Annotated in this window: 8 protein-coding genes; all 8 read left to right on the top strand. The window is 56.7% G+C overall.

Going from position 1 to position 14,223, the window contains the following annotated elements:
• Positions 1-28 precede the first annotated feature (28 nt).
• The 8 genes from BCV73_RS27520 to BCV73_RS27485 all read left to right on the top strand — a co-directional run bounded on the left by BCV73_RS27520 (position 29) and on the right by BCV73_RS27485 (position 14,205).
• Entirely contained in the window at positions 29-3,499 is a 3,471-nt protein-coding gene (locus BCV73_RS27520) for a collagen-like repeat preface domain-containing protein (RefSeq protein ID WP_256993022.1), read from the top strand.
• Positions 3,500-3,552: 53 nt separating this feature from the next.
• Positions 3,553-4,251: a class I SAM-dependent methyltransferase gene (locus BCV73_RS27515; protein ID WP_089549281.1), complete on the top strand. Its 699-nt coding sequence runs from the start codon at positions 3,553-3,555 to the stop codon at positions 4,249-4,251.
• Positions 4,252-4,293: 42 nt separating this feature from the next.
• Positions 4,294-5,199 (top strand): glycosyltransferase family 2 protein, encoded by a 906-nt coding sequence (locus BCV73_RS27510; RefSeq protein ID WP_089549280.1) that lies wholly within the window; start codon positions 4,294-4,296, stop codon positions 5,197-5,199.
• Positions 5,200-5,276: 77 nt separating this feature from the next.
• Positions 5,277-8,882 carry a copper amine oxidase N-terminal domain-containing protein gene (locus BCV73_RS27505; RefSeq protein WP_089549279.1) on the top strand — a complete coding sequence of 1,202 codons (3,606 nt, stop codon included), beginning with the start codon at positions 5,277-5,279 and terminating at the stop codon, positions 8,880-8,882.
• A 284-nt stretch (positions 8,883-9,166) separates the two neighbouring features.
• Positions 9,167-11,773, top strand: coding sequence for a xyloglucanase (locus BCV73_RS27500; protein WP_089549278.1), 2,607 nt, complete (start codon positions 9,167-9,169; stop codon positions 11,771-11,773).
• 303 nt (positions 11,774-12,076) lie between these two features.
• A complete protein-coding gene (locus tag BCV73_RS27495) occupies positions 12,077-13,042 on the top strand; it encodes a LacI family DNA-binding transcriptional regulator (protein WP_089549277.1) in 966 nt (321 codons plus the stop codon).
• Between the two features lie 91 nt (positions 13,043-13,133).
• Positions 13,134-13,547, top strand: coding sequence for a YugN-like family protein (locus BCV73_RS27490; RefSeq protein WP_076173024.1), 414 nt, complete (start codon positions 13,134-13,136; stop codon positions 13,545-13,547).
• Positions 13,548-13,743: 196 nt separating this feature from the next.
• On the top strand, positions 13,744-14,205 hold the full coding sequence (locus BCV73_RS27485; RefSeq protein WP_089550429.1) for a pyridoxamine 5'-phosphate oxidase family protein: 462 nt from the start codon (positions 13,744-13,746) through the stop codon (positions 14,203-14,205).
• Positions 14,206-14,223: the final 18 nt, after the last annotated feature.

The raw sequence follows: 14,223 nt of genomic DNA, 5'->3' as shown, positions 1-14,223 counted from the left end.
CGGCAGCCGGATTTCAGGGGGGGTCATCATGGGCAAAGATGAGAACATGGATTGCGGTGACGGAAAAAGGAACAGGGACAGAGATATTTCCGGTATCATCCTGATCACGGTACATGAGTCTGAGGAGCTGCATGTTCTGCTGAAGCGGATGCTGCTGAAAATCCCCCCGGTTGTTTATTCGGGATCTCCGGCCTCAGCTGCGGAACTGAACGGTGTGCTGAAGGAACTGCTCTGCTTCATCAACGATCTTAGCGGGCTTAAACCCAGGGAAAAGGCCCACCTTCAGGCCGTCCTTGAGCTGACGATCATGATGTCGGAGGCTCATCCTTTATCGGTCATGGGTCTGGTCATCAAACTCCAGCAGCTGCTCGGGGAAATGCTATCGTTTGTACTTTTGCTTCGGATCAGAGCCTCTGACAAGGATTTGCTGGTCGATGCAATCAGAAGGATTGAGCGTTCACTTGCTGCTCTGCTGCCGCGGATCGCTGCTGGTGGGCCGGCGGGACCGACGGGGCCGCCGGGAATGCCGGGTCCCCCAGGAGTTCAAGGGATACAGGGGCCAGCAGGTCCTGCCGGTGTACAGGGTGACCCGGGAGCAACAGGAGCCACGGGAGCAACAGGAGCCACAGGAGCAACGGGAGCAACAGGAGCCACAGGAGCAACAGGCACTACGGGAGCCACGGGCGCTACGGGTGCGACGGGTGCAACGGGCGCAACCGGTGCAACGGGCGACACGGGAGAGACAGGTGTTACAGGGGCAACAGGCACTACGGGAGCCACGGGCGCTACGGGTGCTACAGGTGCCACAGGCGATACAGGAGCAACGGGAGCAACAGGTGACACAGGAGCAACGGGAACGACAGGTGCTACGGGAGCAACCGGTGCTACGGGCGACACGGGAGCGACAGGCGCTACAGGGGCCACGGGAGCAACAGGCGTAACAGGTGCGACAGGAGCAACGGGAGCAACAGGTGATACGGGAGCAACAGGGGCAACGGGAGTAACGGGTGCTACGGGAGCAACCGGTGTTACGGGCGACACAGGTGCAACAGGCGCTACGGGAGCAACCGGTGCTACGGGCGACACGGGAGCGACAGGCGCTACAGGGGCCACGGGAGCTACAGGCGTAACAGGTGCGACAGGAGCAACGGGAGCGACAGGAGCAACGGGCGCAACAGGAGCCACAGGAGCAACGGGCGCTACAGGGGCAACAGGCGATACGGGAGCAACGGGCGCCACGGGAGCAACAGGCGCTACAGGAGCCACAGGAGCAACGGGAGCGACAGGTGCGACAGGAGCTACAGGAGCGACGGGAGCAACTGGTGCAACGGGTGACACAGGAGCCACGGGGGCAACTGGTGCAACGGGTGCCACAGGAGCAACCGGTGTTACGGGCGACACAGGTGCAACAGGAGCAACGGGCGACACGGGAGCAACTGGTGCAACGGGTGCTACAGGCGATACAGGAGCAACGGGTGACACAGGAGCCACAGGAGCCACAGGAGCCACGGGCGCAACAGGGGCAACAGGCACTACGGGAGCCACGGGCGCTACGGGAGCGACAGGAGCAACGGGAGCGACAGGTGCCACAGGAGCGACAGGTGCCACAGGAGCCACGGGTGCTACAGGAGCGACAGGTGCTACAGGTGCAACAGGTGCCACGGGAGCCACGGGAGCGACAGGTGCTACGGGTGAAACAGGTGACACAGGAGCAACGGGAGCGACAGGCGCTACAGGGGCCACGGGAGCCACGGGTGCTACAGGAGCGACAGGAGCCACGGGTGCGACAGGTGCCACAGGAGCTACGGGTGCTACGGGCGACACGGGAGCTACAGGAGCAACTGGTGCAACGGGTGCTACAGGAGCCACAGGAGCTACGGGTGCTACGGGAGCAACAGGAGCGACGGGCGCTACGGGAGCGACAGGCGCCACGGGAGCAACTGGTGCGACAGGGGCCACAGGCGCTACAGGTGCAACGGGAGCTACAGGCGCTACGGGAGCTACCGGAGTAACGGGCGACGCGGGTGTGACAGGAGCAACGGGAGCTACCGGTGCCACAGGCTCTACAGGAGCCACGGGAGCGACAGGTGAAACGGGTGCAACGGGAGCAACTGGTGCAACGGGAGCCACAGGCTCTACAGGAGCCACGGGTGCAACAGGCGACACAGGAGCCACGGGAGCCACAGGCGATACAGGAGAGACGGGTGCTACAGGTGCCACAGGCGCAACGGGAGCAACTGGTGCAACGGGTGACACAGGAGCCACGGGGGCAACTGGTGCCACGGGTGCCACAGGAGCAACCGGTGTTACGGGCGATTCAGGTGCAACAGGAGCAACGGGAGCAACAGGGGCGACAGGCGCAACGGGAGCAACTGGTGCAACGGGTGACACAGGAGCCACGGGGGCAACTGGTGCCACGGGTGCCACAGGAGCAACCGGTGTTACGGGCGATTCAGGTGCAACAGGCGCAACAGGAGCAACAGGGGCGACAGGCGCTACGGGTGCTACAGGTGCGACAGGAGCTACAGGAGCTACAGGAGCGACGGGAGCAACTGGTGCAACGGGTGACACAGGAGCCACGGGGGCAACTGGTGCAACGGGTGCCACAGGAGCAACGGGTGCAACAGGAGCCACAGGAGCGACAGGTGCTACGGGAGCGACAGGTGCAACGGGAACCACAGGAGCCACAGGAGCAACGGGAGCCACAGGAGCAACGGGAGCCACAGGAGCTACAGGCGCAACAGGTGCGACAGGCGCTACGGGCGACACGGGTGCGACAGGCGCCACGGGTGCCACGGGTGCAACAGGTGACACAGGAGCCACGGGAGCTACAGGCGCAACAGGTGCGACAGGAGCCACGGGAGCGACAGGTGCAACGGGAGCATCAGGAGCCACGGGAGCGACGGGTGCTACAGGTGCCACAGGAGCGACAGGAGCAACAGGTGCGACAGGTGCCACAGGGGCGACGGGAGCCACGGGAGCCGGTGGAGTGGTTCCTTTTGCCTCGGGGCTGCCACTTAGTTTAACGTCAATCGCAGGCGGGCTGGCAGGAAACGTAGGGCTCGTTGGATTTGGCAACTCAGGAACGACGACTCTTGTAGGGGGAACCTCGATCGATTTGACGGGGGCCGCCGGAACGCTGTTGAACTTTGCCTTTTCTATGCCAAGGTCAGGGACGATTACGTCCATATCCGCTTATTTCAGCACAACGGCCGCCTTGAACCTGCTGGGAACAACATTGACCATTACAGCTACTTTGTTCAGTTCGCCTACCCCGAACAATACGTTTACGGCGATACCGGGCGCTACGGTTACCTTGGCCCCTTCATTGACCGGAACCCTGGCGGTTGGAACCATTTCATCGGGGAACCTTAGCGGGCTGTCTATTCCATTGACATCGCAAACACGACTGCTCATGGTCTTTTCGGCCACGGCCACCGGAATCAGTCTGCTCAACACCGTTGCCGGATACTGCAGTGCCGGGGTTAGCATTGGGTAATTCATCCTTTGTTTTACAGGGTCAGAGACTTGAACAAGTAAGGAGCAAACGTCATGCACCGTTTTTGGGAAAAGGTCATCAAACCGCTGATCATCGCCACTCGTCCCCGCACCATTGTAGAGATCGGTTCTCTAAGGGGGCAGGTCACGTATAAACTGCTCGACTACTGCAAGCATGTCGGCGCCCGCTGCATCGCCATCGATCCCGTGCCCCAGATGGATACGGAGCTGTTAGCGGAATATTACGGCTCATCCTTCCAAATGATCCGGAAGCTCAGTTTGGAGGCTCTCCCGGCGATTAGGCAGTACGATATGATTCTGATTGACGGCGACCATAACTGGTACACGGTTTTCCACGAGCTGAAGCTGGTTGAACAGACGGCTGCCCGTACGGGGCAATTTCCTGTCGTCATCCTGCACGATACGGAATGGCCTTACGGCCGCCGGGACATGTACTATTTTCCCGAATCCATTCCGGAGGAATTCCGCAAGCCGTTCGCCACAAGGGGGATAGAACCGGGACGGTCCGAACTGCTTCCTGTGGGCGGGTTCAATCATATGGTCAGTAATGCCCTTTATGAGCATGGGGAACGCAATGGGGTGCTGACCGCCGTGGAGGACTTTATCGAGGGCACTTCCTATGATCTGCGTCTGTATCGGCTGCACTCCAGTAATGGGCTGGGGATTATTCTGGAGGAGGATTCGCCGGCTGCCGATGTACTGCCTTATATTTTGAATACGTCCGGCTTGTAATCAAGCAGGGCAGACCTTTTGATTCGGAAAAGAGGGAGATATATGCCGTTAACGAGCCTGGTCATGCTAACCCTGAACGGACTGGAGATGACAAGACGCTGTGTCGAAAGCGTCAGCCGCCATACCGAACCGCTGGAGTGGATCGCAGTGGATAACGGATCGACCGATGGGACGGTGGATTTCTGGGCTGGAATTCCTGGCGTGAAACTCATCGCGAACACGGAAAACCAGGGCTTTGCTGCAGGAGCAAACCAAGGGATGGCTGCAGCTTCCGGCGATCATATCCTGCTGCTGAACAACGATACGGTCGTTGGACCACATTGGCTGACAAGGCTGCACGAGGCGTTGAGCCGCGATCCCGATATCGGGATCGTCGGGCCGGTATCCAACCATGTCGCCCCCATCCAAAGAGCGGCAGGTGCGTGGCCTTCGCTTGAAGAACTGGACGCCTACGCGTTAAATCGGCAAACAAACCTTGCAGGACAAGGCTTTTACGCGCATAGGCTGATCGGTTTCTGCATGCTGTTTCACCGCGGGCTGCTGGAGAGAATCGGCGGATTTGACGAGCGTTTTTATCCTGGGAATTACGAGGATGACGATTTTTCGATCCGGGCTCGCATCAGCGGCAAACGGTTGTGGGTCGCCGAGGACGTCTATATCCATCATGAAGGCCAGGGCACGTTCGGACGCAGTCCGATCGGCCACCGCATCGCGATGCTGAACAATGCCGAGCGGTTCCGAGACAAGTGGAACGTTGGCATCTCCGCATGCGAGATTGCCAGTTTGGGGTACAATCCTTCAGACATCGTAGGCCGGGAGCCCTTTTTCATACCGGAAAGGCATTTCGTTAAGCTAAAGACCACTGATGAGACAACGGCTTATGATCAGACGCGCATGCAAATTCCGGAACTCAGCCCTGCCGAAAAAATAATTTTTCGGAGCAGATAACTTTTTGCTGTCTTCCTCCGTCAGATATTACACAGTCAATAATTTCTATATCAGGAAAAGTAAAAGGAGGCGCGTTTGTGAAAAAAATATGGTTAACGCTTATGGCCGCCGTGATGATCATCTCGGTCGCCCTCGGCGCCAATCAGGGGCAGGCAGCAGCCGCAGCCAGTCAAATCTCGATTTATATTGACGGCCAGAAGCTGTACTCCCCTCAGGCTCCCATTATGGTGAAAGGCAGGGCCATGCTCCCGATGCGAGCCATTTTTGAGGCGCTCGACGCCACGATCGACTGGAACGCGAAGACGAAAACCGTCACCGCGAAACGGGATCAAACGACGATCGTGCTGAAGATCGGCTCTAAGTCTGCGATCGTCAACAACCGGACATTGTCCCTGGATGTACCCGGCCAGATCTACAAGGGCAGCACGATGGTGCCTGTCCGGTTCGTCAGCGAGGCGCTGGGTGAAAAGGTAGACTGGAATGCTTCTAACAAGACGGTAACGATCACGACATCCGGCGGACCGGTTAATGCCGTGGCCTATGTTTCGGCCCGGACCATTTCCAAAAACGGCGACGGACGCGATGTGGAAGTCAGCTTCCCGAAAGTTTCGCCGGAGTCCGGCGTAAGCGAATACCGGGTGCTGATGGTCAAATCGGGCAATGCGTACAATTTCAATCTTGCTCAGGCACTTTCGACCAGCAGCTACACCTCGATCCGCCCGGACGGGGATGACGTGTCGATTACCTTGTCGTCCCAGACCCGCGACGTGAACGGCGATTTGCTCCGGTCGGGGCAGTCCTACGCGGCGTTTGTTCTGACCGTGGGCAAACGCGGAAACAGCGCTCTGTCCGGCGTATCCCAGACAATCACGCTGTCTCAGGCCCCGACCCTTCCATCCGTTGGAGCGGTTTCGAACCTCAAAGTATCCGATGCGAGTGACTACGGGGACGGCCGGGACCTGTCTGTCAGCTTTACCAAGGCCCAAACCGAAAACAATATTACGAATTACCGCATCTATGTGGTCAAAACCAAGGATAAGAACAGCTTTGACCTGGCGGCTGCGAACAAGGTATCGTCCTCAAACTTCACGGTGGTGAACAAGGCTGGAACGACCTTGTCCGGCAATCTTTCTTCTTCGGCAAGGGATACCTCCGGCGAGCTGATCCGGAACGGGGTTCCTTACACGGTGTTTGTGATGTCCGTCAGCAATACCGGCAGCTACACGTCGCAGCTGTCCGCTGCTTCATCGTCCATTACGCTGGCGGCCAATGCGGTATCTGCACCGGTCATTACCCGCGTGGATGACATTAGCAATTATGGCGACGGCCGGGATCTGCGCGTGAACTTCAATAGGGTGTCCGACGAATCCCGCATAGGTTCTTACCGGATTTTCGTCGTGAAGGACAGCAAGGCAGGCAGCTTTAGCCTCTCGGCAGCGAACAATGTTCCGAGCGCTTATTACACGCAGGTGGGCAAAACCGGTTATAACATCAGCCAGGCGCTGTCTTCTGGAGCGCGTGACGTCGACGGATCGCTGATCGCGAACGGCGTTGTATATCGTGTGTTCGTCATGGCCGTGGGAACGGGAAGCTATTCCGGCAGTAATGCGCTGTCTTCGGCGTCTTCTTCCATCGTGCTCTACGGCAACGGTAATGTCGATGCGGCAAGCAATGTGAATGTCAGCGACATTAGCGATTACGGCGATGGACGCGATCTGCGGGTTACCTTTAACCGGGCATCTGACGAGAGCCGCATTTCCGGCTACCGGATCATGGTCGTGAAGTCGAACCAGGCAGGAAGCTTCAATCTGTCCTGGGCAAACTCGGTGTCCAGCTCGAATTACACGACGGTAGACAAAACCGGATATAACATTACGAAGGTGCTGTCTTCCGGAGCAAGGGACGTGGACGGCGACTATATCCGCAATGGCACCAGCTACCGGGTGTTCGTTCTGTCGATCGGTTCCGGCGGCTACTCCGGCAGCAACGCGCTGTCTTCCTATTCCCCGGCGATTACGCTGGGCACCAACGGCTACGTAGGACCGGCAAGCAACGTGAGCGTATCTGACGTTTCAGACTATGGCGACGGCCGGGACCTTCTCGTAAACTTTAAGCGTGCCGACGACGAAAGATATATCGGCCAATACCGGATTCTCGTCGTGAAAAATGGAGATGCCGGACGTTTTGATCTGAATGACGCCAACGCGGTGCGCAGCTCGAACTACACAGCAGTCACGCCGAATGGTGCCAACATTAGCAAGGCCCTCGCTTCGGGAGCGCGGGATGTGGATGGGGACGCCATCCGGAACGGCATCTCCTATCGGGTATTTATTTTGTCGGTAGGAACGGGCAGCTACGCCGGAACGAACGCTCTCTCCTCCTATTCGCCATCCATCACACTGTCGGGCAACGTGAAGGTCGATCCGGCAACGGATGTGAAGGCGGCGGATATCGGCGATAACGGCGATGGACGCGATCTGCAAGTGACTTTCAATCGTGCCAAGGACGAAAGCAACATTAAAGGTTACCGGATTCTCGTTGTACAGGAATCTCAGGCACAATTTTTTGATCTATCCGATGCTGAAAAAGTGCCAAGTTCGCTCTACACGCCCGTTAGCACGACTGGCTCTAATTTGAGTGTTAAGCTGAACACTGGAGCCCGGTCCGTCGATAATAACGTCATTAAAAATGACGTCAGCTATAAGGTGTTCGTTCTGTCTGTAGGGGCGAACGGTACCAATGCGCTGTCTGAACCATCTGCGCCGATCACACTGTCCACGAAGTCTGCAAGTCCCGTAACGGATGTCAGCGTGTCGGACGTAGGGGACAACAACAACGGCAGCGACCTTGAGGTTTCCTTTACCAAAGCGGCAGATGAGCGTAATTTGTACGAATACCGTATTTTGGTCGTGCCTGCCGATAAGGCGAATGGAATGGAGGCAGCGGATGCAACGGATATTAGGTTTTACACGATAGCATCGAAGGGCAGCAACTATAAGCATGCCCTAAGCTCCGATGCCAAGGATATTAATGGCGAATTTATTGCGAATGGGGTCTCCTATAGAGTTTTCGTCCTGTCTGCGATGAGTCCGGACGGCAAGGGCAATGTTCTGTCGACCCCATCCGATGAAATCAAACTGCAGTCCAACCCGACCCTGGTGACCCGAGTCACAGCCTCGGAAATAAAAGATGAAGAGGTGAAAGTTACCTTTGCGAAGGCAGCGGATGAAAGCACCATCGATTATTACAAGGTGTTCGCCGTGCCGGTTGGATCGACTACGTTCATGACGGCGAAATCCGCCAAGGAGGTACCGGACAGCTTCAAGAAAGTCGATAAGGCCAACAAGGGTTCTTACGAGACGGCTTTCCAGACGGGCGACAAAGATATTTACGGTCAGGAGCTGGATAAGAATGCCAGCTACCTGGTATATGTCCTGTCCGTGTTGAAAGGGGACCAGGCTTCCAAAAGCGTGCTTTCTTCCGAAACGGGTTTTATGTTCGTAACGGCTTTTGATGAGAAGGACATGAAGGGTTACACCAAAAACCAGCTGGTGACCGATCAGGGCAGCATTTATCAAGTGCTAACGGACTCGCCGCAAGGAACGCCGGGTAAATCTGGTGACTATAAACTGCTGAAGAAGGCGGAAGCCAAAACAGCCGTCTCCAGCAAAACAAAGGGCTAAGAAGGGTTCCACGTAAACCTGCCGATCTTCGGCCCACAAATCACAGCTCCTGGATGATTGATTCCAGGGGCTGTTTTTTTGTGTATGTCTAATTTGCACATGAAAAATCATCCAATTATTAGGGTATTCTTACGGGATTCTTTGCCCGTACAATAAATTTACTCATCCTTGGTAACCGCTTACATGAAGTGCTGCAGCTGCAGCAATCCGCATGTCAGTCATCATCGATTTTATCGAAAACGCCTTCGAAAAACCAGACCATTTTATGATTGAGGAGGGCAATGATGTTTAAGAAGACGTTAAGCTTGGTTCTCGCCGCTTCCATCGCGCTGCCGCTGGCCGGTGCGGTGGGCCCGGTGTCCGCTGACAAGGCGAACCATGGTAAAGGACCCAAGGCACCTGACCAAACGTACAGCTGGGACCGGGTCAAGGTTGTCGGCGGAGGTTTTGTTCCGGGGATTGTCTACAACCCGAGTGAGAAGGATCTGATCTACGCACGGACGGATATCGGAGGGGCCTACCGCTGGGACCCGGCCACGAAGACCTGGAAGCAGCTGCTGGATTTTGTCAGTGCAAAAGAATGGAACATGCTTGGCGTGGACACCCTGGCGACGGATCCGGTGGAAACGAACCGTTTGTACGTAGCGGCCGGAACCTACACCAACGACTGGACCGACATGAACGGTGTGCTGCTGCGCTCTACGGATAAAGGGGAGACGTGGCAGCGCACGGAGCTTCCTTTTAAACTCGGGGGCAATATGCCGGGACGGTCGATGGGCGAGCGGTTGGCGATCGATCCGAACAATAACCGCATTCTTTACATGGGTACCCGCAGCGGTAACGGGTTGTGGCGCAGCACCGATTATGGAGTCACCTGGAGCAAAGTCGACAGCTTCAACGCCGCCGGCAACGTGAAGGACTCAACCAATGATCTCGTCGGCGTCGTGTGGGTAACGTTTGATCCGTCGACGGGGAGCCAAGGGAAAACCACCCAGACCATTTACGTGGGAGTCGCCGATACCGAGCACAGCATCTATCGGAGCACCGACGGCGGTCAAACCTGGGAGCCGGTGCCGGGACAGCCAGACCAAGGATTCCTCCCGCACCATGGCGTGCTTTCGAAGAACGGGAGCCTCTACGTGACCTACACCAAGGAAGTGGGTCCGTATAACGGCGGTGAAGGCTCGGTGTGGAAATACGATACGTTAACCGGACAGTGGACCGATATCAGCCCGACCGGTGCGGGTTCTACGGATAGTCCGTACGGCGGCCTTGCCGTCGATGCGCAGCACCCGGATACGATCATGGTCGCCACGATGAACAAATGGTGGCCGGATGAATTCATCTACCGGAGTACGGACGGCGGCAAGACGTGGAAGCCGTTCTGGACGCTGGATTATGCCAAAGACCCGGTAAGGACGAACAATTATACTATTGACTACTCCCTGTCTCCGTGGCTGGATTGGGGCGAAAAAAAGAATCTGCCTGAACAGAATCCGAAGCTCGGCTGGATGATCGGCGACCTGGAGATCGATCCGTTTAATCCGGATCGGATCATGTACGGTACAGGTGCGACGCTGTACGGGTCGGAGAACGTGACTGCCTTGGACAAAGGAGAAAACGTCAATATCTCCGTCATGGCCGACGGGATCGAAGAGACGGCGATTCTCGGCTTGATCAGCCCGCCGAGCGGTGCCCAGCTGCTGAGCGCCATGGGGGATATCGGCGGCTTCCGCCACGAGGATCTGACCAAGGCGCCGTCCATGATTACGAATCCGTATATCGGGACAAGCACGGACATCGACTATGCCGAACTGAACCCGGACATCGTCGTCCGCGTCGGCAACAGCGACGGGGCGAACCCGAGAATGGGCGTGTCGACGGATAACGGCAAGACGTGGAAGCCGGCGGCCAACGCCTGGACATCGGCATCCGACGATGCTACGCAGGGCGGCTATGTCGCAGTCGGTGCAGACGGCTCTTCCATCGTCTGGAGCCCATCCAACTCGGCCGCTCCGAAGCCGGTGAGCTATTCGCGCGACCTGGGCGCCACATGGACGGCCTCGTCCGGGGTTCCAAGCGGCGCGAGAGTAGCCTCGGACCGGGTGAATCCGAATAAGTTTTACGCGATTGCGGACGGTACGTTCTATGTCAGCCAGGACGGAGGCGCCTCCTTCACCAAGGCAGCCTCGGGCCTGCCGACCAACCTGACAAGCAACTTCAAAGCCATACCTGGCGTGGAAGGAGACATCTGGGTGGCCGCTGCCGCGGATAACAAGAACCAGGACAGCCTTTTTGGATTATGGCATTCCACGGATTCGGGACGGACGTTTACGAAGCTGGGACAGATCCAGGAAGCGGCGGCCATCGGTTTCGGCAAAGCCGCTCCCGGCCAGAAATACATGGCGCTGTATGCCCATGCCACCATCAACAATGTGGACGGCATTTACCGCTCCGATGACGCAGGCAAGACGTGGACACGCATCAATGACGACCAGCACCAGTTCGGTTCGGCCAACGCGGCGATCACCGGGGATCCAAGGGTTTACGGCCGCGTATATTTGGCGACCAACGGCCTCGGCATTGTTCTTGGTGATATCGCCGGCAGCCAGGATACGGCGGCACCGGTCATCACGGTGGACGACAAAGGCAAACCGCAAAACAACCGGAACTATGTGCTCTCCGGCCGCGTGAACGAGGCTCTACAGGATTCCGCGATCAGCGTTTCCTTAAATGGCGAAAAGCCTTTTACCATAAAAGTTGTGAACGGCAAGTTCAATCATAAGCTGACCTTGGCCAACGGGAAAAACCGGATTGTGCTGGAAGCAGCCGACCTGGCAGGGAACAAGGCAAGCCTTGAGGTTACGGTCGAGTACAACGCCAAGAAGTAATTTGAAAAGGGCGCTCGGGGATCCATCTTAAAGGGACCTGCTGCTGTCCATGCGGTGAGGACTGCCCACGATCGGCATCCTGCCCCTTTCCAAAGCGGTATAAATGAGGGACCGACCAGGGACAGCAAATCCGCTGCCCGGGCGGTCCTTTTCTTTTTCAAGAACAGATCAGCGCCTTTGGTAGAAATGAATTTCAGCCTGCATGAAAGCGCTGTTGTGCAGGGGAACGGGGCACCGGTGTCGAAACGATTCAAACAGAATGATAAAATAAAATGATAAGCCAAACGATTGGAGTGAGAAGCCGTGGCCAGCATTAAAGATATCGCCAAAAAAGCCGGCGTATCCATATCAACGGTATCCTACGCGCTGAACGGAAGCCCGAAGGTGACGGATGAGACCTGCGCCCGGATTTTGGCCATCGCCAAAGAACTGAATTATGTACCCAATGCGGCGGCACGAAGCCTGAAGAAAAAGGAGTCGAAAATTATCGGGGCCTTTCTGCCGGACTTTAGCGGCGGTTTCTACGGAGATCTGCTTCAGGGAATGAAGGGCACGCTGATTCAAAAAGGATACGATCTGGTCGTATGCAGCGGCCCCCAGTCGCACCGGTTGCTGGCCGAGAAGCTGTTTGACGGGGCGCTGATCCTCGACCACACGTTCTCGGACGAGCAGCTGCTGAACTTTGCCGAGCTCGGGCACCGGCTGGTGGTGCTGGACCGGGAGCTGAAGCATCCGAATATTAATCACGTTCTTCTCGATAACAAAGCCGGGGCCAGCCTGGCGATGGAGTATTTGATCGACCTGGGACACCGGAAAATTTACGTGGTTACCGGTCCCGAGGGCTCTTATGACTCGAAGCAGCGTATGGCTGCGGTCAGACAAACGGTTGAACGAAACAGCGACGTGGAATGCATTGAAATTTCCGGTGACTTTAACCGCACGGGCGGCGAGCGCGCCGGCAAACAGATTGCCGCGGAATTCGAGGGTCCGGTGGCGGTCTTTTGCCTGAATGACGAAATGGCGATCGGCATGTATGACTATATATCCGAAACGGATTTGGAGATGGGCAAGGACATCCACATCATCGGTTTCGATAATATCGAGCTGTCCGAGTATATCCGCCCAAGGCTTGCGACGATCGATTATTCCAAGAAAAAGTGGGGTTCGCTCGCATCCGAGCAGCTGATCAAAATCATTGAAGGCAAGCCGGTCGAAAATGAGCGGATTTATGTGACTTTGGTCAAGGCAGAATCGGTTAAGCCGCTCTAATCAGTCCAATCCCGCCGGGCGGCGGCCGCTGAAGTATAAAGAAAGATATTCCTGCTCATCCTGAAGGTAAACCGACAGGGAGGATGCAGGAATGATCAATTTGGAGTCCAGACTCGAAAATGTGGAAGACGAATTCGTCAATATTGACAGCTACTTATGCAAGCATGATTTTTCGCTGGCGGGCAACTGGGATTATAAGCACGGCTATCTGGATAAGCGCCTTGACCAGGAAAGAATGGTGTGGCTGCGGATTCCTTTTCACGTAACCAAAGGCAACCTGGACGGCGAATGCGGCGGCTGCCGGGCGACCGTTAAGCTGGGACGACCTTTCGTATTCAAGTACGTATACAACACGGGAACTGACAAGCATGCCATGCCCCATCTGCTCGGCGCCTTATTCGACCAGTTTCAGGCACCGCTCGATCCTGACGCACATCTGGAGGACGAGTGGGTACAGCGCGCAAGAAGCGTTCTGCAGGAAGTGGAGCTGGGGTACTTACCCTAAGGATTTCGCCGTAAATTAGAGCAGCTTGGTCAAATTCGTTTGGCCGGGCTGCTTTTTGTTTTGTACAGGAAAGCGGGGCGATAACGGTGGGGATCACCTGAGCTTACGTTGTTTCTTTTTATACAGCCATCGTTTGTTTCATAGAGTACAATAGGAGAACTACAGGGAAGAAAGGAGGTGTCAGTCAATGAAATACATGGAGACGGCGGAACTTCCGGACGAGCTGTACGAGCTGCTGGACGGCAGGGAGCTGATCACGAAGCAGCATGAGGCGATGATGCTGATGACCGTAACGGAGGAGGGCTGGCCGCATACGGCCATGATCAGTGTAGGCGAGATCGTCGCCCTGGACCGGGGGCAGGTCCGGCTGGCCATGTGGAACGGAACCGCGACGACCCGAAACATGATTCGTACGGGAAAAGCGACGCTCGTTCTGGTCTACTCCGGTAAGGCCTATTACGTAAAGCTTGTGCTGAGACTTCTGCCGGTGCTTCCCGCAGCCAAGCATCCACGGGAGCGTTTTGAGGCGGACATCCTATCCGTACGAGCGGACGTGGCCGCGTATGCGGACATTAGGTCCGGCATCCAGGTCGACTTTAAGGAGCCCGAAGCTGTGCTCACCCGCTGGTATGAAACGTTAGCCGAGCTGAGGTTGTAGAAAGGCAGCCGAATGCGG

The sequence above is a fragment of the Paenibacillus sp. SSG-1 genome (assembly GCF_002224835.1).
Classification (GTDB): domain Bacteria; phylum Bacillota; class Bacilli; order Paenibacillales; family Paenibacillaceae; genus Paenibacillus_AQ; species Paenibacillus_AQ favisporus.
Note: the sequence above shows the minus strand (reverse complement) of the source record. Positions and strands in the feature narration are given on the sequence as shown.

Excerpts from the sequence above, each read along its gene's own strand:
- BCV73_RS27520 (WP_256993022.1), top strand. The coding sequence starts at position 29 with ATGGGCAAAGATGAGAACATGGATTGCGGTGACGGAAAAAGGAACAGG.
- BCV73_RS27485 (WP_089550429.1), top strand. The coding sequence starts at position 13,744 with ATGGAGACGGCGGAACTTCCGGACGAGCTGTACGAGCTGCTGGACGGC.
- BCV73_RS27515 (WP_089549281.1), top strand. The coding sequence starts at position 3,553 with ATGCACCGTTTTTGGGAAAAGGTCATCAAACCGCTGATCATCGCCACT.
- BCV73_RS27500 (WP_089549278.1), top strand. The coding sequence starts at position 9,167 with ATGTTTAAGAAGACGTTAAGCTTGGTTCTCGCCGCTTCCATCGCGCTG.
- BCV73_RS27510 (WP_089549280.1), top strand. The coding sequence starts at position 4,294 with ATGCCGTTAACGAGCCTGGTCATGCTAACCCTGAACGGACTGGAGATG.
- BCV73_RS27490 (WP_076173024.1), top strand. The coding sequence starts at position 13,134 with ATGATCAATTTGGAGTCCAGACTCGAAAATGTGGAAGACGAATTCGTC.